22 protein-coding genes are annotated in these 23,050 nt (G+C 38.6%); 12 read left to right on the top strand and 10 right to left on the bottom strand.

Features of this window, described 5'->3' with window-relative positions; all coding sequences use genetic code 11:
• Positions 1-93: 93 nt before the first annotated feature.
• Complete coding sequence (addB, locus tag COE25_RS12205; protein WP_098932841.1) at positions 94-3,576, top strand: helicase-exonuclease AddAB subunit AddB; 3,483 nt, start codon at positions 94-96, stop codon at positions 3,574-3,576.
• The gene (gene addA, locus COE25_RS12210; RefSeq protein ID WP_098932842.1) at positions 3,573-7,367 is read left to right on the top strand and encodes a helicase-exonuclease AddAB subunit AddA; all 3,795 of its coding nucleotides are present in this window, start codon (positions 3,573-3,575) and stop codon (positions 7,365-7,367) included. The genes addB and addA overlap by 4 nt, the downstream gene beginning before the upstream one ends.
• 47 nt (positions 7,368-7,414) lie before the next feature.
• Here addA and COE25_RS12215 read toward each other — a convergent pair whose 3' ends face one another.
• Genes COE25_RS12215 through COE25_RS12240 form a run of 6 tightly spaced genes read right to left on the bottom strand, consistent with a single transcriptional unit; the run spans position 7,415 to position 9,420 of the window.
• A complete protein-coding gene (locus tag COE25_RS12215) occupies positions 7,415-7,633 on the bottom strand; it encodes a spore germination protein (protein ID WP_098932843.1) in 219 nt (72 codons plus the stop codon).
• Between the two features lie 57 nt (positions 7,634-7,690).
• Entirely contained in the window at positions 7,691-8,098 is a 408-nt protein-coding gene (locus tag COE25_RS12220) for a spore germination protein GerPE (protein ID WP_098932844.1), read from the bottom strand.
• 5 nt (positions 8,099-8,103) lie between these two features.
• A complete protein-coding gene (locus COE25_RS12225) occupies positions 8,104-8,280 on the bottom strand; it encodes a spore gernimation protein GerPD (RefSeq protein WP_098932845.1) in 177 nt (58 codons plus the stop codon).
• Positions 8,277-8,891 carry a spore germination protein GerPC gene (gene gerPC / locus COE25_RS12230; protein ID WP_088086029.1) on the bottom strand — a complete coding sequence of 205 codons (615 nt, stop codon included), beginning with the start codon at positions 8,889-8,891 and terminating at the stop codon, positions 8,277-8,279. Before gerPC ends, COE25_RS12225 begins: the two co-directional genes overlap by 4 nt.
• A 34-nt stretch (positions 8,892-8,925) precedes the next feature.
• Positions 8,926-9,180 carry a spore germination protein GerPB gene (locus tag COE25_RS12235; RefSeq protein WP_088086030.1) on the bottom strand — a complete coding sequence of 85 codons (255 nt, stop codon included), beginning with the start codon at positions 9,178-9,180 and terminating at the stop codon, positions 8,926-8,928.
• Positions 9,181-9,198: 18 nt separating this feature from the next.
• On the bottom strand, positions 9,199-9,420 hold the full coding sequence (locus COE25_RS12240) for a spore germination protein (RefSeq protein WP_088086031.1): 222 nt from the start codon (positions 9,418-9,420) through the stop codon (positions 9,199-9,201).
• A 113-nt stretch (positions 9,421-9,533) separates the two neighbouring features.
• On the opposite strand from COE25_RS12240, the gene COE25_RS12245 reads away from it, so the two are divergent.
• From COE25_RS12245 to COE25_RS12265, 5 genes are all read left to right on the top strand, one after another.
• Positions 9,534-10,403 carry a type II secretion system F family protein gene (locus tag COE25_RS12245; RefSeq protein ID WP_257208790.1) on the top strand — a complete coding sequence of 290 codons (870 nt, stop codon included), beginning with the start codon at positions 9,534-9,536 and terminating at the stop codon, positions 10,401-10,403.
• A 113-nt stretch (positions 10,404-10,516) separates the two neighbouring features.
• Positions 10,517-11,425, top strand: coding sequence for a fumarylacetoacetate hydrolase family protein (locus COE25_RS12250; protein WP_098932846.1), 909 nt, complete (start codon positions 10,517-10,519; stop codon positions 11,423-11,425).
• A 140-nt stretch (positions 11,426-11,565) separates the two neighbouring features.
• Entirely contained in the window at positions 11,566-11,925 is a 360-nt protein-coding gene (locus COE25_RS12255) for a YisL family protein (RefSeq protein WP_088086033.1), read from the top strand.
• A gap of 129 nt (positions 11,926-12,054) precedes the next feature.
• Positions 12,055-12,327 carry a ubiquitin-like small modifier protein 1 gene (locus tag COE25_RS12260; RefSeq protein ID WP_088086034.1) on the top strand — a complete coding sequence of 91 codons (273 nt, stop codon included), beginning with the start codon at positions 12,055-12,057 and terminating at the stop codon, positions 12,325-12,327.
• Position 12,328: 1 nt separating this feature from the next.
• Entirely contained in the window at positions 12,329-12,601 is a 273-nt protein-coding gene (locus COE25_RS12265; RefSeq protein ID WP_088086035.1) for a MoaD-like domain-containing protein, read from the top strand.
• A 116-nt stretch (positions 12,602-12,717) separates the two neighbouring features.
• On the opposite strand, the gene COE25_RS12270 is transcribed toward COE25_RS12265, so the two are convergent.
• Entirely contained in the window at positions 12,718-14,550 is a 1,833-nt protein-coding gene (locus COE25_RS12270) for an aldehyde ferredoxin oxidoreductase family protein (RefSeq protein WP_098932847.1), read from the bottom strand.
• Positions 14,551-14,793: 243 nt separating this feature from the next.
• Between COE25_RS12270 and COE25_RS12275 the strand changes: the two genes are divergently transcribed.
• A complete protein-coding gene (locus COE25_RS12275; RefSeq protein ID WP_098932848.1) occupies positions 14,794-15,822 on the top strand; it encodes a ThiF family adenylyltransferase in 1,029 nt (342 codons plus the stop codon).
• A 46-nt stretch (positions 15,823-15,868) separates the two neighbouring features.
• On the opposite strand, the gene COE25_RS12280 is transcribed toward COE25_RS12275, so the two are convergent.
• Positions 15,869-16,432, bottom strand: a complete 564-nt coding sequence (locus COE25_RS12280) for a DUF2777 domain-containing protein (RefSeq protein ID WP_088086038.1) — start codon at positions 16,430-16,432, stop codon at positions 15,869-15,871.
• Positions 16,433-16,652: 220 nt separating this feature from the next.
• On the opposite strand from COE25_RS12280, the gene asnB reads away from it, so the two are divergent.
• Positions 16,653-18,500, top strand: coding sequence for an asparagine synthase (glutamine-hydrolyzing) (asnB, locus tag COE25_RS12285; RefSeq protein WP_098932849.1), 1,848 nt, complete (start codon positions 16,653-16,655; stop codon positions 18,498-18,500).
• 114 nt (positions 18,501-18,614) lie between these two features.
• Positions 18,615-20,126 (top strand): alpha-amylase family glycosyl hydrolase, encoded by a 1,512-nt coding sequence (locus tag COE25_RS12290; RefSeq protein WP_098932850.1) that lies wholly within the window; start codon positions 18,615-18,617, stop codon positions 20,124-20,126.
• A gap of 214 nt (positions 20,127-20,340) precedes the next feature.
• Here COE25_RS12290 and COE25_RS12295 read toward each other — a convergent pair whose 3' ends face one another.
• The gene (locus tag COE25_RS12295; RefSeq protein WP_098932851.1) at positions 20,341-21,213 is read right to left on the bottom strand and encodes an SDR family oxidoreductase; all 873 of its coding nucleotides are present in this window, start codon (positions 21,211-21,213) and stop codon (positions 20,341-20,343) included.
• Positions 21,214-21,326: 113 nt separating this feature from the next.
• The gene (locus COE25_RS12300) at positions 21,327-21,824 is read right to left on the bottom strand and encodes a YajQ family cyclic di-GMP-binding protein (protein WP_088086042.1); all 498 of its coding nucleotides are present in this window, start codon (positions 21,822-21,824) and stop codon (positions 21,327-21,329) included.
• A gap of 136 nt (positions 21,825-21,960) precedes the next feature.
• Between COE25_RS12300 and COE25_RS12305 the strand changes: the two genes are divergently transcribed.
• Both COE25_RS12305 and COE25_RS12310 read left to right on the top strand, forming a co-directional pair.
• The gene (locus COE25_RS12305) at positions 21,961-22,824 is read left to right on the top strand and encodes a CvfB family protein (RefSeq protein WP_098932852.1); all 864 of its coding nucleotides are present in this window, start codon (positions 21,961-21,963) and stop codon (positions 22,822-22,824) included.
• Between the two features lie 67 nt (positions 22,825-22,891).
• Positions 22,892-23,023: a DUF3941 domain-containing protein gene (locus COE25_RS12310; RefSeq protein ID WP_024028473.1), complete on the top strand. Its 132-nt coding sequence runs from the start codon at positions 22,892-22,894 to the stop codon at positions 23,021-23,023.
• Positions 23,024-23,050 lie beyond the last annotated feature (27 nt).

A 23,050-nucleotide genomic window follows, 5' to 3' on the forward strand; every position in this document is an offset into this window, starting at 1 on the left:
TCTGTGTTATCGCAATACAAACGTTTGTGCTTGTTTTATGGTAGAATGAGAGATATAAAGTTTATGAGTGGTTGTGGAAAGCGAGGTTTTTACATGTCATTAAGAATGGTAATCGGTCGGTCAGGAAGCGGAAAAACAGCTATGTTCCTTGATGAAATAAAGGGGCGGCTTGTGGAAAACCCAGATGGGACACCGATCATTTATATCGTTCCAGAACAGATGACGTTTTTATCTGAATATCGCTTGGCAACTGACCCGGCAATTAGCGGAATGATTCGTGCCCAAGTTTATAGTTTTTCCCGCTTGGCGTGGCGTATCTTGCAAGAAACAGGCGGGATTAGCCGAACACATTTAAGTAGTGTAGGGATAAGTATGTTAATACGCAAAATCATCGATGAGCAAAAGGAACAACTAAAGCTTTTTCAGCGAGCTGCAGATAAGAATGGTTTTATCCAGAAGCTTGAGCAAATGATAACAGAATTTAAACGTTACTGTATTACGCCAGAGGAGCTAATTCAAGGCTCATCCTTATCGAATGAAGATTCCAATGCGTTAAATGATAAACTACAAGATTTAGAAATGATCTATAAAAAGTTTGAGGACGAAGTTTTTGGTAAATATATCGATTCGGAGGATTACTTTCAACTCCTATCCGAGAAAGTATCCTTCTCTTCATATTTAAAAGATGCAGAAATATATATTGATGGTTTTTATAGTTTTTCACCGCAGGAATATCAAGTAATGATCGAATTGATGAAACATTGTAAAAACGTTTCAATTGCATTGACGACTGATCACCTCTCGATTGATTCTCCACCGGACGAGCTTGATCTGTTTCGCTTATCAGGTGAGACTAGTTATTCTCTCTATGATTTAGCTAAAGCTAATGGTATTGAAATCGAGCAGTCTGTTGTTCTAAAAGAACAAAGAAAATGGACAGAGCCGTCTTTAAGTCATTTTGAAGAAAAATTTGATGCCCGGCCTGCAGTATCATATGTTGGTGAGACAAAAATTAATATTTGCCAAGCCGTAAACCGTAGAGCTGAGATTGAAGGGATTGCAAGAGAGATTCGCCAATTAGTCAGGACAAAGGGATACCGGTACCGGGATATCGCTTTATTAATTCGAAATGGCGGGGACTATCATGAGATTGTTGAGCCAGTTTTCGACGATTATCAGATTCCCTATTTTATTGACCAAAAAAGAACGATGCTGAACCATCCATTGATCGAATTCATTCGCTCAAGCCTTGAAGTCATTAATTCCTACTGGCGCTATGAGCCGGTGTTCAGAGTGATCAAGACAGAATTGCTATATCCACTACAAGAAAAGCCGGCAAAAATGCGTGAGAAAATGGATAAACTAGAGAATTATTGTTTAGCTTACGGAATTAACGGAAGTAAATGGACGAAAAAAGAGCGTTGGAGCTATCGACGCATTCGAGGACTGGAATTAGAGGTAAACTCGCAAACAGATCTAGAAAAAGAAATGGAACAAGAGTTAAATGAATTAAAGCTTATGGTAACTGCACCCATTCTACGGTTATCAAGACGTTTGAAAAAAGCGGATTCAGGCAGAAAGTTTTGTGAAGCCATCTATTTGCTGCTAGAGGAATTGGATGTCCCAACAAAGCTTGAAAAATGGAAAGCAGCTGCCGAAGAAAAAGGTAATCTTGTAAAAATGCGGGAGCATGAACAAGTATGGAATGCTGTGATTGATCTCCTGGACCAATATGTTGAAATTCTAGGGGAAGAGCAAGTCACATTAAAGGCGTTTACTGCTGTTTTAGAGTCAGGATTCGAATCCTTACATTTTTCACTTATTCCGCCGGCACTTGATCAGGTACTGATTGGGGATTTAGAAAAATCAAGGCTAAATGAAATCAAAGTAGAATTCGTAGTTGGCGTCAATGAAGGAATTTTGCCTGCAAAAATATCTGATGAAGGAATCCTCTCTGATGAAGACAGGGAAATGCTCCTAGCAACAGGTGTTAAAATCGCACCAAGCAGCCGGACACGTTTGCTGGATGAAAATTTTCTTGCTTATAAAGCTTTTACAGCACCATCAGAAGCCCTTTATGTTAGTTATCCACTTGCGAATGATGAAGGAAAAGCGTTAATTCCATCTTCGTATATTAAGAGAATAAAAGATATGTTTCCTGATGCTAATGAGCTATTTTATTTGACAGACCCATCACAAGTTTCGGAGCCCAGTCAACTAGGCTTTATTTCAAATTTTACAACGACGTTATCTTTCCTTAATGCGCAGCTTCAATGGAAAAAGCGAGGGTACCCCATTTCAAATTTATGGTGGGATGTATATAACTATTACCTTGGAAGTTCGGGAAAGGGCAAAGCTCAGAAAGTGTTTTCAAGCCTTTTTTATACAAATTCAGCCGTACAGCTCTCTAAAGATTCAGCGGATGAATTATATGGTGAGGCCATTCAAGCCAGTGTTTCTAGAATGGAATTATATAACTCCTGCGCATTTTCTCATTTCGTTCAGCATGGACTAAAGCTTCGTGACCGGCAAGTGTTTCGTTTGGAGGCTCCGGATATTGGGGAGCTGTTTCATGCGGCATTAAAGCAGATTGCAGATATTGTTAATGAACAAAATCTTTCTTGGGCCGAGCTGTCGAGGAAACAATGTGAAAACCTTTCTAAGGAAGCGGTCAAGTCATTAGCCCCTAAATTGCAAAACGAAATATTGTTAAGCTCAGAGCGCCATCATTATATTAAACGGAAATTGGAGCAAATTATTACACGAGCTTCTGTCGTGTTAAGTGAGCATGCAAAAGTAAGTGGATTCTCACCGATTGGTTTGGAATTAGGCTTTGGACCCAATGGAAAACTGCCGCCACTAACATTTTCACTGAAAAATGGAAAGAGAATGGAATTGGCCGGAAGAATTGACAGAGTCGATCAGGCAAAAGCAGAAGACGACAGCGTCTTTTTACGAGTGATTGATTATAAATCAAGTGAAAAGGATGTCAATTTTAGTGAAGTATATTATGGACTTGCTCTGCAAATGTTAACCTACCTTGATATTGTCATGACCCATTCGAATGAATTGGTTGAGATGAAAGCTAGTCCTGCAGGTGTCCTCTATTTTCACGTTCATAATCCATTCATTAATACAACTAAAATGCTAACGATTGATGAAATTGAAAAGGAAATGATGAAAAAGTTTAAGATGAATGGATTAATGTTAAGCGATCAAAATGTGATCCGGCTTATGGACCAAACACTTGAATCAGGTGATTCACATATTATTGCCGCAGGAATAAAAAAGGATGGAAATTTATCCAAAAAATCCAAGGTTGCTAGTTTATCGGAATTTGACGATCTGAAAACGTATGTCCGGAATTTGTATCAGAGAACAGGTAACGCCATTATTGATGGTCAAATAGACATTGCTCCTTATAAATTAAAGGACAAAACACCTTGTACATTTTGTTCTTATAAATCAGTATGTCAATTTGATGAATCAATTGAAACGAATCAATTCCGGGTTCTCACACCCCACTCGAAGGAAGATGTTTTAGAACTAATTAGGAAGGAGGTACGTCAATCTTGAACAATTTCGTCATACCGCCTAAGCCAGAAGACGTGACATGGACAGACGACCAATGGAAAGCAATTATGGCAAAGGATCGAGACATCCTAGTTGCTGCAGCAGCAGGTTCGGGAAAAACTGCAGTCCTAGTGGAAAGAATGATCCAAAAAATTCTCGCAAAAGAAGACCCGATGGATGTCGATGAATTATTGGTGGTGACCTTTACGAACGCATCAGCTGCAGAGATGCGCCATCGGATTGGGGAAGCGTTAGAAAAAGCCATTGATGAAGACCCGTGGTCGCGCCATTTAAGAAAGCAACTGAGCTTATTAAATAAAGCATCGATTTCAACACTTCATTCCTTTTGTATGGAAGTGATTCGAAAGTATTATTACTTAATCGATGTCGATCCCGGATTTCGAATTGCCGATGAAACAGAGGCACAATTAATCCGAGATGAAGTGATGGACGAGTTGTTTGAAGAAGAATACGGGAAAAAAGATAATGAGGCATTCTTCAACTTGGTCGATTCATTCACAAGTGATCGAAGTGATGCCGCATTAATGGATATTGTTCGATCGATATACGATTTTGCACGCTCTAATCCCTTACCGGACCAATATTTAAAGTCAATCATTCGTATGTATGATGTTTCAGCTATTAATAATCTAGCCGAACTCTCCTTTATTCAGGCACTTCTTTTTGATATTGAGTTGCAACTAGAAGCTTCCAGAGAAATGATTAAGCGGGGATTAGAAGTAACAAAGCTCCCTGGCGGACCGGCACCGAGAGCTGAAAACTTTTTAGATGATTTAAAGATGATTGATACTCTTCTTCTTGCCAAGCAGGACTCATGGGAAACTCTATATCAAGCAATGCAGACCTGGTCTTTTTCACGGGCAAAGCAAGTGAAAGGTGACCACTATGATAAAGAGCTGACAGAAAAGGCCCAAAAACTCCGAGAAAAAGCGAAGAAAAAAATCCAAGATATCAAAGAAGAGCTATTTACGCGAAAGCCTGAAAGCTTTTTACGTGATATGGATGAGATACGGCCGTTAATAGAAACGCTAGTTCATATTGTCAAAGAATTTTCTCTGCGGTTTGAAAAGGTAAAAAGAGAAAAAGGGCTTGTAGACTATGCAGATTTAGAGCATTACTGCCTAGCAATTTTGACAAAGGAAATCTCAGCAGAGGGAGAATTTCTTCCATCCGAGGCGGCACTCGCTTACCAAAGGCATTTTAAAGAGGTCTATTGCGATGAATATCAAGACACAAATATGGTCCAGGAAACGATCCTAAAGCTTGTAACTAAAAAGGATGAGTTAAATGGTAATATGTTTATGGTCGGAGATGTTAAGCAGTCGATTTATCGCTTTCGTTTGGCTGAACCGAACCTTTTCTTAGGCAAGTATAATCGCTTTAAAGCCGATGGAGATACTACGGGACTACGTATTGATCTAGCAAGAAATTTCCGAAGCCGAAAAGAAGTGCTCGATGCAACCAATTATTTATTTAAACAAATTATGGGGATTAAAGTTGGTGAAATCGAATACGATGAGGCGGCAGAATTGCGTGCTGGCGCACCGTATCCAGACGATGAGCCCTATCCGGTAGAACTTTTGCTTATTGATCAAAATGCACAGGATAATGAGTCGCCTGTAACGGAAGGCGAGACAGAGGTGTCAGAACTAGAAGAATTTGATGCTATCGGTCTTGAACAATCCCAACTCGAAGCGAGGATAATTGCTTCTAAAATAAAAGAACTAGTTGCAAGTGGAGCACCCGTATATACTACAAAAACGAAATCCAATCGGCCACTTATGTATCGGGATACGGTCATCCTGCTCCGTTCAATGACTTGGGCTCCGCAAATTATCGAAGAGTTTAAGCAACAAGGGATTCCTATTTATGCTAATCTTTCAACAGGGTATTTTAATGCAACCGAAGTGGCAATTATGATTTCATTACTACGAGTTATTGATAATCCCTTCCAAGACATACCGCTTGCAGCTGTTTTACGCTCACCCATCGTTGGGTTGAACGAAGAAGAACTATCAATCATCCGCATTCATCAGAAGCGAGGTTCCTTTTGGGAGGCTGTTACCGCTTTTTGCAAGAGTAAAGAAGCCAAAAATACGGCCGAATTTTACGAAAAGCTGCGCCGCTTTTATGACTTTCTAGAAGAGTGGCGCGAGGTGGCAAGACAGGGTTCGTTGTCTGAGTTAATTTGGCAGCTCTACCGTGATACCCAGTTTTATGACTTTGTCGGCGGTTTACCAGGGGGAAAACAGCGCCAAGCTAATTTACGGGCATTATATGACAGAGCTAGACAGTACGAACAAACATCGTTCCGTGGACTGTTCAGGTTTCTTCGTTTTATCGAGAGAATGATTGAAAGAGGGGACGATCTTGGTGCAGCAAGGGCACTTGGTGAGCAAGAAGACGTTGTCCGGATTATGACCATCCATAGTAGTAAAGGACTTGAATTTCCCGTTGTATTCATGGCGGGAATGGCACGGACTTTTAATATGGCCGATGTTCGGAAACCATATATGCTCGATAAAGAATACGGATTTGCATCTAAGTATGTAAATGCGGAAAAAAGGATTTCTTACCCATCCTTACCGCAAATTGCTTTTAAGCGAAAAAAGAAAATGGAGATGCTCGCGGAAGAAATGCGCGTGTTATATGTGGCGATGACAAGGGCGAAAGAAAAACTTTATTTAACGGCTACGCTTAAAGATGCGCAAAAAAAAATCGACCAATGGAATGAAGTTTCCTCCCATACAGAATGGTTGTTTAAGGATTATGAGCGGGCAGCAGTTTCAAGCTATATTGACTGGATTGGACCAGCGCTTGTTCGCCATCAGGAAGCCAATGAACTAAGGCTTAGTAGTACGGGAAATGCCCTTGTTCCTGAGGAAATTACAAGTCATCCTTCTTCATGGAAAATTTCTCTAATAAGTGCAGAAGAAATCAAGAAGACGGAATTAGAAATCGGGAAGAATGAAGACCAATTTCTTGAAATGGTCCAAAAAGGGGAACATGTCCCAGCCACGTCGCCATTTGATGAAGAAATTAAGTTACGCTTAGACTGGGAGTATTCCTTCTCAAGTGCCGCAGCCCATCGCTCCAAGCAATCCGTTTCTGAAATGAAACGCCAAAGAGAAATGGCAGATGAACAAAGTGGGACGGACCTTGTGAACCATGTGAATCACTATAAAAAGTCGATAGTTAAACGCCCGAAATTTATGCAGGAAAAGCAATTAAGTCCAGCTGAACGGGGATCTGCCATGCATATGGTTATGCAGCACGTAGATTTAACCAATTCAGTTAGTCAAGAATCTCTCCAGGAACAGTTAACATGGATGGTAAACAACGAATTGTTAACCCCAGACCAAGCAGAAGTCATTGACAAAAATTTAATTGTTCAATTCTTTCATTCAGATTTAGGGATTAGATATTTTAACGCAAAAGCAATCAACAGAGAGGTTCCCTTTACCCTTTCCATGCCTGCTCGTGATGTGTACCCCACCTGGAAGGATGAAGAAGAATCTGTTTTTGTGCAAGGGATCATTGACTGTGTCTTTGAGGATGAAAACGGTCTTATTTTGGTCGATTATAAAACGGATCAAATTTCCGACAGGTATAAAGGTGGGTTTGACCAAGCAAAGTCCATACTTGAAGACCGTTACAAGATGCAAATTAACTTATATACAAGAGCAATTGAACAAATATGGAAAAGAAAGGTCACAGAAAGGTACTTGTTTTTCTTTGATGGAGCACATATTTTGAAAGTTGAAAAGGATTAAACGAACAAAAAATGACATAGACCATTTAGGATGGTTTATGTCATTTTTTAATTATTCCCGACAATTGGCTGGTCAATTAAATTGGTATCAAGAACATTGGTTCCACTTAATCCGGAATTCGATACGATTAATCCACCAGTATTAAATGCACCTGAACCAGCATTTGTCTTTGAGGTGCTCTTTGGAGAGATATATACGGTATCGCCAAATTGCACTATACCTCCACTTACGTGAACGATTTGGACAGGACCAATAATCGCTGGCATGACAAACATCCTTTTTTAGTATATTCCCGGCATTTTCCCTTAACGTAACTTATGCTTTTATCTTTGTCCCTGTACTTCTACTTCTTCTTCTTTTCTAGGAATAGGAAGTAACTGTCGAATATGCTTAATTCTAGTCTCCATGGAAACATGGCGGCTGTTCCCAACGTGTAAAATGGAAGCTGAAGATATCCCGATAATATCTATTTTACCTACCCTAATTAGTGGGTTGGGATTTTGGCGGGCGTATGAAAAAGGTTCATCGATAGGTTGAAAAGGAATAGGTTCAGAATAGACTCGGTAAGGGGATAAATTCCCTTCATTTCCATAAAATACATCGGTTTCCCTTTGGACAGCGAGCGCTCTAGAAAGTCCATTGATTATACAGGAATCTCCTAGCTGTACCGTAGAGGAAAAAGAGGCTATTTTTATATTTATTGTGTCTACACAAGAAGTCCTCTGCAGCATGAAGGTCACTCACTTGATAGGGGAACAAACGGACCTATGATTAACGATTCTGCAGGGGTATCAAAAGTTGAGGCCAACTGTATCGTTTCCGTATCTCCTACCATGACTAACGATGAACTTGCTACCCCAGTGATTTTTATATTTTCGACAAAGAGTTCTCGGTTATAAACCTCAAAGTTCATTCTGTTTTCATTCCTTTCAAATTTTCAGGTAAATTGCTGAAAAAAACCATTACCCCATTTTGAATCTCCTTTTTTAATCCTTCAATAATTAAATCGTCGGAAGGGGCATTTTCAAAGGAGCGGCTACTAGCGGAATGGGTGTTTAAATGTTGTTCAATTCTGCCAGGAAGTTGTTTAATGATGTCTTGTTTTATGAACGATAAATATTCATCATTCGGTTGAACGGTTAATTCCCTTTGGGCATTTTCTACTAATTGAGGTAGATCCGTTTCTAAATATCTGTAAATAGCTTCCTCAATTTTCATTGATCTTTGCATTTGATGTTTGGGTGATATTGGTGTGGATAAGGATTGATTTTGTACTGCGAAGTCTTCGATTCCTGCTAATTCGGATGGGTTCAGCCCTATGTTTAATGTGCCTTCAAGCGTCTCAACTTTCAATTGATCAAATTTATATTCAATTTTGTCAACATGGATAGCCTTTTTATCATTTAATTTTTTCATATCTTCTTTCATTTTTTGGAGAGCGTTCTCTAAAGCTAGGATTCTCTGCTCCTGTGCTTGAATACACATCTGCAGCCATTGAAGATATTGGGAATAATCCTGATACATGTAATCACCTCACAATTATTTCACCAATGGTTTATCAAGTTTCGTTTGCTTGGGAGGCTGACATATCCTGCTTTCTAACGGCGGCTTGTAATGGTACTGATGGTGCCCCTAATGATGCGCCTGAAGGTTGAAGCGTTTGTGGTGCTGGTTGTGTAAAGCCACCGGTATTATATAAATGAGATGTAGGTTTGATAATTCCAGCACTGCCTATTTGTAAGACTGAGGAATTGGTAATCCCGCCAATTTTAATGAAATTAATTTGAATGGTCTGCTGGATATAAAAATTCATTTGAAAATCACCCATTCATTAAGCATTAAGTGCAATTCCTTGATCGTAAACATCTGAATCATGGGTATTTGTGGAACTAACATTATTATGGAGCTGTAAGCTATCCCCTGTGTTAAAGGAACCAGCACCGGAAAAGGTTTTTGCAGTAGAAAATGGCATAATTTTATAAACATCTCCAATATGGAAAACAGAACTGCTGCCAAGTGTAATGACCTGTGCAACTCCAACAATCGCTGGCATTTTCAACACCCTTTTTTCATAGTATCTTCTACATCCTATGTATGGGCGCAGGTAATGTGATTGATTCGCCCAAATAAATTGGAAACAGAGGCTTGAGCATTTATGGGATTTATTTGATTAGGTTTGAAAAAAAGGACAATGTAAAAGAGAGAGTAAATTTCTTCTTACTAAATGAACAATCCAATCCCTTGGAAGTAGAAGAGAGTGAAAAACAACAATCGTTTTTTGTAAGATTTATTAAACCCTTATTTCTTGATTTTAAAAAAAGCTTTAAAAAGAGAATGCCAGGGGAAAAAGAAGCAAAAATAGATCAAAAGCTTCAACTGGCTGGAAATCCTTTTGGTATGACTGCTGTTGATTTTCGGATTGTTCAGATCGTATCAATAGTTGTTCTTCCGCTTATATTTGGAGGATATGGAGCACTGTTAAATGCTGGAACTGGGGCCATTGTCCTCTTTATATTGGCAGGGTTTCTTCTTGGTTTCATTGCACCTCACCAATATTTAAAGAAGAAAACAAAGGCGAGAAGTCGTCATGCCTTAAGGGAATTTCCTGATATATTGGACCTTTTAACAGTAAGTCTTGAAGCAGGACTTGGATTTGATGCCGCAGTGTCGAAGGTTATCTCAAAAAAAGAGGGGGTCCTCGCTTACGAATTTCATCGTTGTTTGGAAGAAATTCGGCTTGGGAAAACCAGAAGGGAAGCATTAGCAGGTATTAGAGATAGGCTTGATGTAGATATTGTTAGAGCGTTTATCAGTAATGTTTTACAAGCTGAAAAATTAGGAATCGGCATGGTTCGAGTGCTCCGAGTTCAATCCAATGAAGTCAGAGAACAGAGAAAGCAACGGGCGGAAGAGACGGCTATGAAAGCACCAATCAAAATGCTCTTTCCGTTAGTTCTTTTCATATTTCCAAGTTTATTTATCGTTTTGTTAGGACCGGCAATCATCCAATTTATCGATACTTTTAAAAATAGTTAAGGGCTGATTCCCTTTTAATTAGGGATCGGACATTTTTGATTCTTTATATTTGTTCGGTTCATCTGTTTCTTTTAATATATAAAGTGTAATTACTATAAATTGAGGTGAAACCGATGAAATTTGTAACAGTCAAACATAATCATGAAACGTTTGTTGGTTTAGTAGACTCAGATGAATCAAAAGTCCTTTTACTAAATCCTGCTGAAGAAGTAAGGACAGGGAAGAGAAGTTTCCCATCTTCATTGCAGGAATGTATCGATTTAGGAGAAAGTTTTATCGAACAAGTCCAAGGTTTGCATGATTGGGTAATTAGTGGTGCGCATGCTGCATCTTTATATGTCTCATTGGATGAAGTCACCTTGCTTGCTCCTATTCCAAGACCAAACAAGAATATTTTCTGTGTAGGAAAAAATTATGAAGAGCATGCGATTGAAATGGGTAGTGAAGCAGATATCCCGGAACATGTAATGGTCTTTACGAAAGCCCCAACAACTGTTATTGGACCGAATGAAACAGTGCTAAACCATCAAGATGTAACGAATCAACTTGATTATGAAGGTGAGTTAGCTGTCATCATCGGTAAAAAGGGAAGGGCGATAAAAAAAGAAGAGGCTCTCGACTACATTTTTGGTTATACCATTCTGAATGATGTGACCGCACGAGACTTACAATCAAGACACAAGCAATTTTTCATTGGTAAAAGCTTGGATACTACCTGTCCAATGGGACCCTGGATTGTCCATAAAAGCGTGATAGAAAATCCCAACCATTTAAATATAGAAACAATTGTAAATGGGGAAGTAAGACAGAGTTCAAATACAAAGAATTTTATTTTTCCGATTGAGGAGGTTATCTCCGTTCTTTCGGCCGGGATGACACTTGAACCAGGCGATATTATTGCGACCGGTACACCAGCAGGGGTGGGAAAAGGGTTTAAGCCTCCTAAATTTTTATCCTCTGGCGATCAGATGGAAGTCACCATTGAAAAAATCGGAACACTTAAAAATACCATTAAGCAATAGGCATTCGTTTAACACCTCAAAATAGTAGGGTAACATATCCATGTTTGTTACTAGATTGACTTACTTTTTTCGTTTTTATCAAAGATTTATGGTATGATAAGGTCGAAATAAATGAATTTCATTCATTAGGAGGTACTATATTGATTCACGGTCATATCACTGCATGGGTTTTAGCTTTAATTTTATTTTTCATTGCACTTTCCTTACATAAAAGTGGAAAAGCAAAAGGATTTAAAATTCTACAAATGATCTTACGAGTATTATACTTAGTTATAATAGCAACAGGTGTAGGACTTCTGTTTTCGGTTTACAGAATTGATGTGTGGTATATTTTAAAAGCGGTTGTAGGTCTATGGATAATCGGATTATTTGAAATGATCCTTGGCCGTGTGGCTAATGACAGAAGAACTTCTGTATTCTGGATTCAGTTTATCATTGCATGGGTGCTTGTATTATACCTAGGCTTTGCAAAATTACCAATGTCATTTTTACACCCATAAAACCTAATGTAACTAGTAAAGGCTGCCGAGAATTTCGGCAGTCTTTTTATATTTGCAAAAATGATAAACATCGTGACAACTGCTTAGTTTGGTCTTAATATTGAAATTAGTAGAGAGGAGAGGATCCATATGCTCGTAAAAGTGTTTGCTAATCTCCGGCAAATATGTGGTGGGGTAACGGTAGACGTTCAGCCTGATGGTGAACGGGTAATAGATGTACTTGATAAAATGATAGAAATGTTTCCACTATTAAAAGATGAAATCTTTACAACTGAAAAGGAACTGCTTCCATTTGTTCATGTCTATGTAAACGGAAGAAATATCATCCACCTTGATGACCTTCAGACAAAAGTAGAAGAAAAGGATCAATTTGCTCTTTTTCCGCCTGTTGCAGGTGGCTGATATGGTTATCAGAGAATTAGAGTTTCGTGGTATTAGAATTGAACATCTTGGTCTGTATTTTGAAGAACTTGGAGCTTTACAGAGGACAGATATGTTTCCATACGTCTATGAGGCGGATAACTGGAAGGGACAAATACTTTCGGAAAAGGAAATTTCTTTTACTTCAAGTTTTAAGGTGAATACCGTCCAAGTTCGATTTTGTGCAAAGGACGATCATGCTCTAGATGTGTTAATCAAAAATTACCGCTATAAAACAACAAGAATTGGCGGTTAATTAAGAATAGCATTAGCGCCGGTTTAGGAGCTTGCGCAAGCAAGTTATCTAAGTTCAAAAACTTACGCATTGAAAAAAAGCTTCTGTACTTGTGCAGAAGCTTTCTAAATTAATTCTTAGACACTTTGTTTTACTTCAGGATCGATAATTCCTAATTCACGAAGCTTTTCATCTGTAACGAGGCCGTCTTTCCAGCCGCGAACTTGATAATATTCTTCTAGCATGATATCCATCCGGCTTACATGGCCCGCACTGTTTCCAGACGCTGGTTCTTCTGTAAAACGTTTTGGAAGGAAGTCATCTTCACGTTTATTAAAGCCTGCAAGATTGTTGTAATAACGTTCAAGATTATAGATTCTTTCCCCAGCCTTCATAACATCCTCAGCTGTTAGTTGAACTCCAGTCATTGAACTATATTGCTCTGCATAATGCTCTGCGTTTTCTGAGAAGGATGAGAACTTACAAATATTCATAGAATCTGAGAATGCAAGCATATCTTGGAATACTTTTAGTAATTCGCCTTTTCCTTCTGGCTTTAATCGGTCAGTTGGTTCAGGAATACCGGCAATTTCACTGGCTACAGTGTATCCACGAAGGTGACATGCACCGCGGTTACTTGTAGCATAACCAAGTCCAATACCTTGAATGCCGCGAGGATCATAGGCAGGGATGGATTGGCCTTTAACAGACATTGATAATTCAGGTGCACCCCAAAGTGCTGTTGCACGTGCAGGCCCTTCAGCAAGTACGCCGCCAAATCCTTCACGGTAAGCGATTTTTTTGGTTAATTCAATCATAGAATCAGCGTCGCCCCAGATTAATTCCTGATTAATAATCCCTTTTTCAAAAGCTTCCATAGTAACGGAGAAACAATGTCCAAGTTCAATTGTATCAAGACCATATTCATTACAGCGGTCGATCATATATGAAATCGCTTCTGCATCACTTAATAAACAGTTTGATCCAAGTGACCAAGCGGATTCGAATTCGATGCTCTCTACACGTGTTTTATATTTACCATCTTTTACTTCTACCTCAATTTTACAACCAACCGGGCAGGCATGGCATGTCTTGTTAGCAACACGTAAATTAGTGTTGTAATATTCACCACTGTGTTTCTCAGCTTCATCCCAGTGTGTTAATTGGGAGTTCTTTGTTGGAAGCGCTCCCACTTCATTGATCAAGTTGGTTAATACATTTGTTCCATATACGGATAATCCGCCTTTATTAGGTGCCGTTAAGCCGCCATCAAGGATCGCCTTTACAGCTTTTTTATTGGCATCTTTGTAATCGGAATCTAATTTTGGTTGTGGCATATTGCCTTTTTGAGCAGCTTTGATAACAATTGCTTTTAATTTTTTATAGCCCGCAACAGCAGCTGTACCACCACGGCCTGCAGCACGGTCATGCTCATTAATAAATGCAGCAAAGCGGACGGTGTTTTCACCTGCTTGACCAATCGTCATAACACTTAGGTCTTCTTCACCGTGTTCGTCTTTCATTGCTTGAATAAAGGCACGTGTGCTTGTTCCCCAAAGGTTTGAAGCGTCACGAAGCTCTGCTTTACCTTCTTCAATAAATAGGTATACAGGCTTGTCACTTTTTCCTGAAAAAATAATATTATCCACACCTGCCCATTTGAGCCGCGCTGCAGTCCACCCGCCGATGTGTGAATCCGTTACCGTACCAGTCAGCGGAGATTTAGTAACAACACAAAGCCGTCCGCTCATCGAAGAACGTGAGCCTGTGACAGGGCCTGTCATAATACAAATGATGTTTTCTGCAGATAATGGCTCGACTTCAGGGCCGTTATCTAAAACATACTTAACCCCTAGGCCACGACCACCTATGTACTTAACTGCATCATCTTCGTTGATTCCTCTGTAATCAACCACACCATTTGTTAAGTCGACTAATACTTCTTTGTTTTTAAAACCGCCTAGATTCAAAGTTTTTCCCCCTCATTCCCATATTAAAAAAATATATACTAATCTCTTATAATATTAGATATTGTTATTAGAGATTCCTCCCAAATTATACTAAAACCCATTATTAATTATATCTTTTTTCCATTATTTTTAAAATTAAAATATTTATAAAAGACAATCGAGCATAATTTGGTAAGATAATAGTAATATAACTTTTCCTTTTGCGGAGCATGGTTACATTTTATCTTAGGAAAGAGGTGGATCATGAGTGATTTAGGACGCTATTCAAGACAGATTCTTTTTCAACAGATTGGCGAGTCAGGACAAATGAAATTGCAAAATAGTAAAGTGGCAATTGTCGGGGTTGGTGCACTTGGCACGGTAATCGCAAACCATCTGGTTCGTTCAGGGGTTGGCTATATAAGGTTAATTGATAGGGATTTGGTTGAACTATCAAATTTGCAGCGGCAGACACTTTTTGATGAAGAGGATGCAAAATTACAGCTCCCAAAGGTAATTGCTGCAAAAAAAAGATTAAATAAAATTAATTCTACTATTACAGTCGACGCTGTAATTGCCGATTTAAATCTAGATAATGCAGAAGAATTATTAAAGGAATTTAATTGTATCGTTGATGGTACTGATAATTTTATGACACGATTTTTAATCAATGATGTGGCCGTTAAGTTCGGAATCCCTTGGGTTCATGGTGCTGCTGTAAGTTCAAGGGGCATGTTTACCACGATAAAACCCGGAATCACACCCTGCTACCGCTGTCTCTTTCCGCATGTCCCATCTGGGACGGGGGAAACATGTGATACAGTCGGAGTATTGTCACCATTAACGGATATTATCGGTTCCTTTCAAGCCATGGAAGCAATGAAAATATTAGTTGATGAAAAAACTACACCTAATCTAGAACAAATTGATATTTGGGATTATACCACCATGCAAATGGATATTTCAGAGGGTAGAAATCCAAATTGCCCGACATGTGTAAATCATCAATTTGATTTTTTAGATCGATCCTCGGAACTCCAGGTCGCCTATACGACACTTTGTGGGCGTAATACAATCCAAATCAATCCAAGAAATAAACGCGAACTAGATGTAAAAAAGGTGGCTGCGAATCTTAAGAAAAGTGGTAAAGTATCAGGGAATGACTACTTAATCCGTTTTACACCTGAAGAAGATATTTCTATTGTCGTGTTTAAAGATGCACGTGTATTGATCCATGGGACAAATGATGTGGTCCAAGCAAAATTGCTTTATTCAAAATACATCGGGAACTAAATTGTTTCCAAATGAAAAAGGCGTGGGCGGTGCCCATGCCTTTTTCTTATGAGATCATTTTTTCGATTACTAATCGTTTTCCGGTATTTAATGTAAATTCAAATCGATCATTAACTTTTTCAAAGTAACAAAAGTGGTGCTGGACATTACAAATTTGCTCCTGATTATCGAAAACCAGAAAATTAACTCCATCCTTGCGGTTTTCATCCGATAAGAAGGATAAATGGTTGTAACAATAGATGCAATCGTAAATAGAAAAGTTTAAGGAGTTTAAAGTGGTCACAAATTGAAAAAAAGCATCATCATTGATCCCATCTAAAAGCCTCTCAAGCGAATAAATTAAATGTTTCCTAATTCTTACTAAATCATGGTTACGAAGCATCGTTGATTCGTTTCCAATTCGGACCTTTCCTGTTTCATACAATTTACCTTTCTTCCAACGATTCATTCGGAAGACTTCTATTTCTTGCTGAAGGTAATCATCTAACATTTCAGCTTCCTCTGTTTCCTCATCAAAAAAAATCCATTGTTCATTAATTTGTTCAACAGTTCCTTCTGTGTATGCTCTTTCCTGAAAATCGTAAAGTCTCATTCGTTGTTGTCGATTCATTATTAACCTCCGTGCCAGATGCTATCATATTCTTTTTAGACATCTTCATGAAATTTTATAACTGAAAGATAAAGTATTATCTTTTAAATCATTTAACTGTTTGTTGCTTCATTGCACTTCCGCTTTTCTATATGGACAATTAACCATTTCCTATGGGCTGAATACTATAAAAACATGAATTCATGTACAGTAGTTCTGTTATTGAGGAGTGTGATAGGAAATGTGTGGTATTACAGGCTGGATTGATTATGATAAATCAATTAAGAACGAAGCGGGTACACTTACAAAAATGACCAATACACTGGCAAAAAGAGGACCTGATGAGACTAATATCTGGTCTGAGACACATGTCGCTTTTGGCCATAAGAGACTTATTGTTGTTGACCCTGAAGGGGGAAGGCAGCCAATGTCCAAACAAAAAGACGGGTTCCATTACACCATTTGCTACAACGGAGAACTATATAATACAGAAGATATCCGCAAAGTTCTCCATACTAAAGGATATTCATTTAAAGGTCATTCTGATACAGAAGTTCTATTATCTGCCTATATAGAATGGGCGGAAGAGTGTGTCAATTACTTGAATGGGATTTATGCATTTGCCATCTGGGATAGTAAGAAGGAACAACTCTTTATTGGACGTGACCGCTTAGGAGTCAAACCATTATTTTTCAGAGAACACAAGAAGGGGCTTTTATTTGCCTCTGAACTCAAGGCTATTTTAGCCCATCCAGAAGTGAAAACAGAAATTGATCAAGAGGGGCTTGCTGAGATCTTTGGAATCGGCCCTTCCAGGTCACCGGGGTCTGGTGTATTTAAAGGGATTAAAGAACTAAGACCAGCCCATGCATTAACATTTTCAAAAAATGGTTTAAAAATTTGGAGATATTGGAATGTAAAAAGTGGTCAACACAAGGATAATGTGGAAGAAACAGCAGAAAAGGTCCGTTATTTAGTCACCGATGCCGTAACAAGGCAGCTTGTTTCCGATGTTCCTCTAAGTACCTTTTTGTCTGGCGGACTAGATTCTAGCATCATAACGGCCATTGCCGCAAAGGGTTTCCAAGAGCAGAACAAAGGACAGCTCCATACCTATTCAATCGATTATGAAGGTAATGATAAATTCTTTTCTTCAAATGAATTCCAGCCGGATGCTGATGGGAAATTTATTCAAATGATAACGGATAAATTTAATACAAAGCACCATAACAAAATTATTACTCAAAAGCAATTAGTCAATGATTTGGTGGAAGCTACACATGTCAGAGATCTTCCAGGGATGGCTGATGTGGATTCATCGTTACTATGGTTTTGTAAAGAAATTAAACAGGATTTTGTTGTCAGCCTTTCAGGGGAATGTGCTGATGAAATTTTCGGGGGGTATCCTTGGTTCCATCGAAAACAAGACTTAGAACGTCCAGGATTTCCGTGGATGAGATCTGTATCAGAAAGACAAAATTTGTTGAAATCGCATTGGCAGGAAAAATTAAAATTAAATGACTACGTAATGGAAAAGTATTATCAAGCGGTCGCCGAAACCCCGAGGCTAGAGGGTGAAAGCGGGGAAGATTCTAAGCGCAGAGAATTATTTTATATTAATATGATTAATTTTATGACGACATTACTTGATCGAAAAGACCGAATGAGCATGGGCGCAAGCCTGGAAGTCAGAGTTCCCTTCGCTGATCACCGTCTTGTCGAATATGTATGGAATATCCCATGGGACATGAAAATGTATCGAGGCAGGGAAAAAGGGATTCTTAGAAAAGCCTTTGAAGGTATATTACCAGAGGAAGTATTGTACCGGAAAAAAAGCCCTTATCCAAAAACACATAATCCTGCCTATACCATTGCCGTTCAAAAACTGGTGGAAAATATATTACAAGATAAATCCTCAGCATTGCATGAATTTTTTAATAAAGAACAGCTTGAGAGTATCGTCAAGTCTGGTGGTAATTCATTTCAAGAACCTTGGTTTGGGCAGTTGATGACAGGACCACAGTTATTAGCATATCTTGTGCAGCTCCACACATGGTTTAAGGATTACAATATTAACATAGTAAATTAAAAATGAATTTCCGATAAAACGAAGAATTAATATTTGGAATAAGGACTTGATTAGATTAAAATGGTGTAGGGAAGAGGATATCCTCTTCTTTTTTTTAGAGGAGGATATAACTTTATGAAAAAAATTACACTGATTTTAATGCTATTATTACTAAATTCATCAATTCCTGCAAATGCTGCTGTTGAAAAGGAAGAACGTTTGTGGCAGGATGAATCCGTTTATTCTATCATGGTAGATCGTTTTAACGACGGGGATAGAAAAAATGACATCGATGTTAATGCCAAAGACCCATTAGCATATAACGGTGGTGATATCCAAGGTATTATTGATAAATTGGATTACATCCATGATATGGGATTTACTTCGATTCGACTATCTCCGATAGTTGACAATGCGAAGAATGGCTACCATGGTTTTTGGGTGACTGATTTTTACAAAGTGGACGAGCATTTTGGCACAATTAAGACTTTCCAAACGCTTGTAAAAGAAGCGCATAAGCGAAAGATGAAGGTTATCATGGATTTTGTGACGAATAATGTAGCTGCGGAACATCCATGGTTAAGTGATACTAATAAGCAGGACTGGTTTCATAAAAAAAAGGATACCCTAGCTGGAAATGAAAATCAGAAGGAGCTTGAAATGGGCTGGTCGGATGGCCTGCCTGACCTTAATCAGGACAACCCTGAAGTAAAAAAATACTTAATTGATGCAGCAAAATGGTGGATTAATAAAACAGATATTGATGGGCTTAGTCTACCTGAAGTAAATTATGTTCCAGTAAGCTTTTGGACAGATTTTTCAACTGAAGTTAAGAAAGAAAAAAAGGATTTCTTTCTGTTGGGAGTCATGTCAAAAAATACCTCAACTAATCTGAAAGAGTATGAAAGTGCCGGTATAGATAGTGTAGTTGATTACTCGTATAGTGAAAAGTTAAGAAAAACGTTTGCAGGTACGGATCAATCTTTCAGCACACTTTATTCGGATGCTGATAATGGTCAGAACGCCTTATTAAGGGCAAATTTTATGGATAACGAATATACGTCAAGATTTACGAGTGATATTGTGGCAAAGAAACAATTCCCTGGCTCACGCTGGAAAACTGCATTGGTTTATCTTTATACGACGCCTGGAATCCCCTTCTTTTATTATGGAAGTGAAATTGCTTTAAATGGGGGAGAAATCCCGGATAACCGTGGGCAAATGAGCTTTCGAGCGGAAAAGGAACTGATTGATTATATTACCAAGGTGAGTGAATTAAGAAATCAGCTTCCGTCGCTAACAAGAGGGACAATGGAAATGCTCTATGATCAAAAGGGAATGGCAGTTTATAAACGAGTTTATAAAGGTGAAACGTCAATAATTGCCATCAATAATTCGAGTAAATCCCAAAGTGTTACTTTAACAAATAGGCAAATTGAAGGTGGAAAAGAGCTGCGGGGCCTGTTGGCAGGAGATAAAGTTAAAAGTGAAGATAATAAATACATGATCATCCTTGATCGGGATAATTCTGAGGTATATATTTTAGCTGAGAAAAGTGGCATCAAATTCTCATTAATTGCTAGTGTAGTCGTTGTATACCTATTGTGTTTCTTATTTCTTTATAAAATAAGGAAACGAAGAAGATAAAATGTCGGGGAAATCCCCGACATTTTTTTAAAAGATAAAAAAGTATAAGTATTTGAACTTAGATAACTGTCTAGCTCCGGCGCCCAGCGTCTAGTGGACTTCGCTCTTTTCCCTACGATAAGTCAAGCATGAATGCGCTAACGCTCTCCGTGTTTCCTTTATCTCAGTTAAAGCGTTCCAGTCCATACGCCGCTAAACGGGCGCCTCCGCTTTTCTATCCATTGATAATTTCTCCGCCATTTACATGAATCATTTGCCCGCTTACATAGGAGGAGTCATCTGAAGCTAGGAAAACATAGCTTGCGGCCAATTCAAATGGTTGTCCGGCTCTCCCCATTGGGGTAGTTGATCCGAAAGCTGCAACCTGGTCTGCAGGGAAAGTCGATGGAATGAGTGGTGTCCAAATGGGACCTGGAGCCACACCATTAACACGAATCCCTTGAGGTGCAAGAGACATCGCTAAAGAGCGGGTAAAGGTAACAACCGCACCTTTTGTAGCTGAATAGTCCAATAATTGTTCATTTCCCTTGTAAGCAGTAATCGAGGCAGTATTAATGATGGATGCCCCTTGTTTTAAAAAAGGCAGCACCATTTTAGTCATATAAAAAAAGGAGAAAATATTCGTTCGGAACGTTTTTTCCAATTGATCCGAAGTAATAGACAATAAGCTTTTTTGCGGATGTTGTTCCGCTGCATTGTTGACGAGTATATCTAATCGGCCAAACTCAGAATGAATCTTATTTACAATCTCCTTACAAAAATCTTCATTGCCAATGTCACCCGAATAAAGAAGACATCTTCGGCCCTCGGCTTCAATCATTTGTTTAGTTTCTTCTGCATCTTGATGCTCTTCTAAATAGACAATAGCAATATCTGCCCCTTCTTTGGCAAAATAAATAGCAACAGATTTCCCAATACCACTGTCGCCTCCGGTAATAATCGCTGTCTTCCCTGCTAATTTTCCTCCAGGCTTATAATTAGGATCAACTGAAATAGGCCGAGGATTCATTTCACTTTCTATACCAGGTTGATGGTTCTGATGCTGAGGTGGAAAGATATTCTTTTGTTTATTTTGATTGTTGCTCATTTACTAAAACCTCCAAGTGTTTACTCACAATTAGTTTTAGTTAAATGGGTTAAATTATGAAAAATAAAGATAATAAAAAGCGAAAGGATTTTAAATCCTTCCGCCGTTTTGTTTTACCGATAATTAATAAACTGGACATCTACAGTTAAGTCCGCTTCGCGCACGAGGGAGATTATTTTTTGTAAATCATCGCGGTTTTTACCGCTAACACGAACTTGGTCGTCCTGTACCTGACTTTTTACCTTGACGCCACTATTTTTAATAATTGTATTGATTTTTTTGGCATTTTCTTTATCAATACCTTGAACAAGCTTGGCTCTTTGGCGAACAGTTCCGCCTGATGCTTTTTCGACTTTCCCATAGTCAAGATTTCTAACGGGAACGCTTCGTTTCATCAATTTGCTAAATAAAACATCTTTAAGCTGGTCCATTTTATATTCATCATCTGAAATAAGAACAAGCTCTTCTTTTTCCTTATCAAGTGAGACTTCACTTTTACTGCCTTTAAAATCATAGCGAGTGCCAATTTCCTTCATGGTTTGGGCAATCGCATTTGAAACTTCAGATAAGTCTACTTGAGATACAATATCAAATGAGCTATCTTTTGACATAACAAAACCTCCATTTTATAACGATATGTGAAACCCAGCCTGCTAAAGTTTCCCTTTATGGGTACATTATAGTAAAATATAGCAGTTGTAACAACCGCTTAGGAAAATTCTCCGAAAAAGAAAGAAGGAGTTATATATGTCTTTAAATGAACTTATTGGTCAAACAACCACATTAACAGTCGCCCGTAAAGCATCCTTTGGCTATTTTTTAACAGACGGTAATGAAGATGTTTTGCTGCATATAAATCAAGCCAATCAAGAATTAGAAGAAGAGGATCAGGTTGAAGTGTTTCTTTATGTTGATTCAGAAGGTCGAATCTCTGCATCAACCACTATTCCTGAGGTTGCGATTGGACGATATGCTTGGGTTAAAGTAACGGACATAAATCCCAGAATTGGCGTCTTTATCAATATAGGACTTCCAAAGGATATTTTGTTAGGAATCGATGATTTGCCTGTGCATAAGACAGTATGGCCAATGCCAGGAGATTTAGTCTACATAACTTTAAAGCTAAGCAGCAATTACCTTCTTTACGCGAAGCTTGCCAGTGACCAAATAATTGAGTCTATTTCCGTAAAAGCAACAAGAGAAAATTTCAATAAAAATGTGCAGGGACATATTTATCGTACAGCTAAAGTAGGCAGCTGGATCTTTACAATAGAAGGGTTCAAAGGTTTCATTCATGAATCACAAAGACCAGAAGAGCCCCGTATAGGTGAAAAGGTTGAGGGAAGGATTATTGACGTTAAGGAAGATGGAACAATTAATGTTTCTTTACTAGCAAGGAAAGAGGAATCGCAGGATCTAGATGCGGAACGGATATATGAATATCTAATGAGCAGAAATGGAGCCATGCCCTATAACGATAAAAGCATGCCTGAAGATATAAAAGATCGCTTCGATTTGAGCAAAGGTGCCTTCAAGCGGGCCCTTGGTAAGCTTATGAAAGAGGGCAGGGTATACCAAGAGGGCAACTGGACATATGTAAAGAAAGATTAATGTGTTTTTACATACTCTTTTCAAATTGACAGAAACTAAAGTGAATCTATTTGAAAGGGGTAAGGATATGCCACATACATCAGACAACGATAAAAAAGCAAAAGACAACAATGCCCTTCGCCATGAAAAGAATATGATGCGCGAAAAAAATCGTCAAGCTGGAAAAAATCAATACTCCAAGCAGACAGACCATAAATAGAGTAATGAAAAATGAGTGAGGTGCGCA

The sequence above is a fragment of the Bacillus sp. AFS031507 genome (assembly GCF_002584635.1).
In the GTDB taxonomy this organism is placed as follows: Bacteria; Bacillota; Bacilli; order Bacillales; family Cytobacillaceae; genus Neobacillus.

What these genes read in the sequence shown, in the direction of transcription:
- addB (WP_098932841.1), top strand. Translation starts at nt 94, where the DNA reads ATGTCATTAAGAATGGTAATCGGTCGGTCAGGAAGCGGAAAAACAGCT.
- COE25_RS12215 (WP_098932843.1), bottom strand. Translation starts at nt 7,633, where the DNA reads ATGCCAGCGATTATTGGTCCTGTCCAAATCGTTCACGTAAGTGGAGGT.
- COE25_RS12220 (WP_098932844.1), bottom strand. Translation starts at nt 8,098, where the DNA reads ATGCTGCAGAGGACTTCTTGTGTAGACACAATAAATATAAAAATAGCC.
- COE25_RS12225 (WP_098932845.1), bottom strand. Translation starts at nt 8,280, where the DNA reads ATGAACTTTGAGGTTTATAACCGAGAACTCTTTGTCGAAAATATAAAA.
- gerPC (WP_088086029.1), bottom strand. Translation starts at nt 8,891, where the DNA reads ATGTATCAGGATTATTCCCAATATCTTCAATGGCTGCAGATGTGTATT.
- COE25_RS12235 (WP_088086030.1), bottom strand. Translation starts at nt 9,180, where the DNA reads ATGAATTTTTATATCCAGCAGACCATTCAAATTAATTTCATTAAAATT.
- COE25_RS12240 (WP_088086031.1), bottom strand. Translation starts at nt 9,420, where the DNA reads ATGCCAGCGATTGTTGGAGTTGCACAGGTCATTACACTTGGCAGCAGT.
- COE25_RS12250 (WP_098932846.1), top strand. Translation starts at nt 10,517, where the DNA reads ATGAAATTTGTAACAGTCAAACATAATCATGAAACGTTTGTTGGTTTA.
- COE25_RS12260 (WP_088086034.1), top strand. Translation starts at nt 12,055, where the DNA reads ATGCTCGTAAAAGTGTTTGCTAATCTCCGGCAAATATGTGGTGGGGTA.
- COE25_RS12265 (WP_088086035.1), top strand. Translation starts at nt 12,329, where the DNA reads ATGGTTATCAGAGAATTAGAGTTTCGTGGTATTAGAATTGAACATCTT.
- COE25_RS12275 (WP_098932848.1), top strand. Translation starts at nt 14,794, where the DNA reads ATGAGTGATTTAGGACGCTATTCAAGACAGATTCTTTTTCAACAGATT.
- COE25_RS12280 (WP_088086038.1), bottom strand. Translation starts at nt 16,432, where the DNA reads ATGAATCGACAACAACGAATGAGACTTTACGATTTTCAGGAAAGAGCA.
- asnB (WP_098932849.1), top strand. Translation starts at nt 16,653, where the DNA reads ATGTGTGGTATTACAGGCTGGATTGATTATGATAAATCAATTAAGAAC.
- COE25_RS12290 (WP_098932850.1), top strand. Translation starts at nt 18,615, where the DNA reads ATGAAAAAAATTACACTGATTTTAATGCTATTATTACTAAATTCATCA.
- COE25_RS12295 (WP_098932851.1), bottom strand. Translation starts at nt 21,213, where the DNA reads ATGAGCAACAATCAAAATAAACAAAAGAATATCTTTCCACCTCAGCAT.
- COE25_RS12300 (WP_088086042.1), bottom strand. Translation starts at nt 21,824, where the DNA reads ATGTCAAAAGATAGCTCATTTGATATTGTATCTCAAGTAGACTTATCT.
- COE25_RS12305 (WP_098932852.1), top strand. Translation starts at nt 21,961, where the DNA reads ATGTCTTTAAATGAACTTATTGGTCAAACAACCACATTAACAGTCGCC.
- COE25_RS12310 (WP_024028473.1), top strand. Translation starts at nt 22,892, where the DNA reads ATGCCACATACATCAGACAACGATAAAAAAGCAAAAGACAACAATGCC.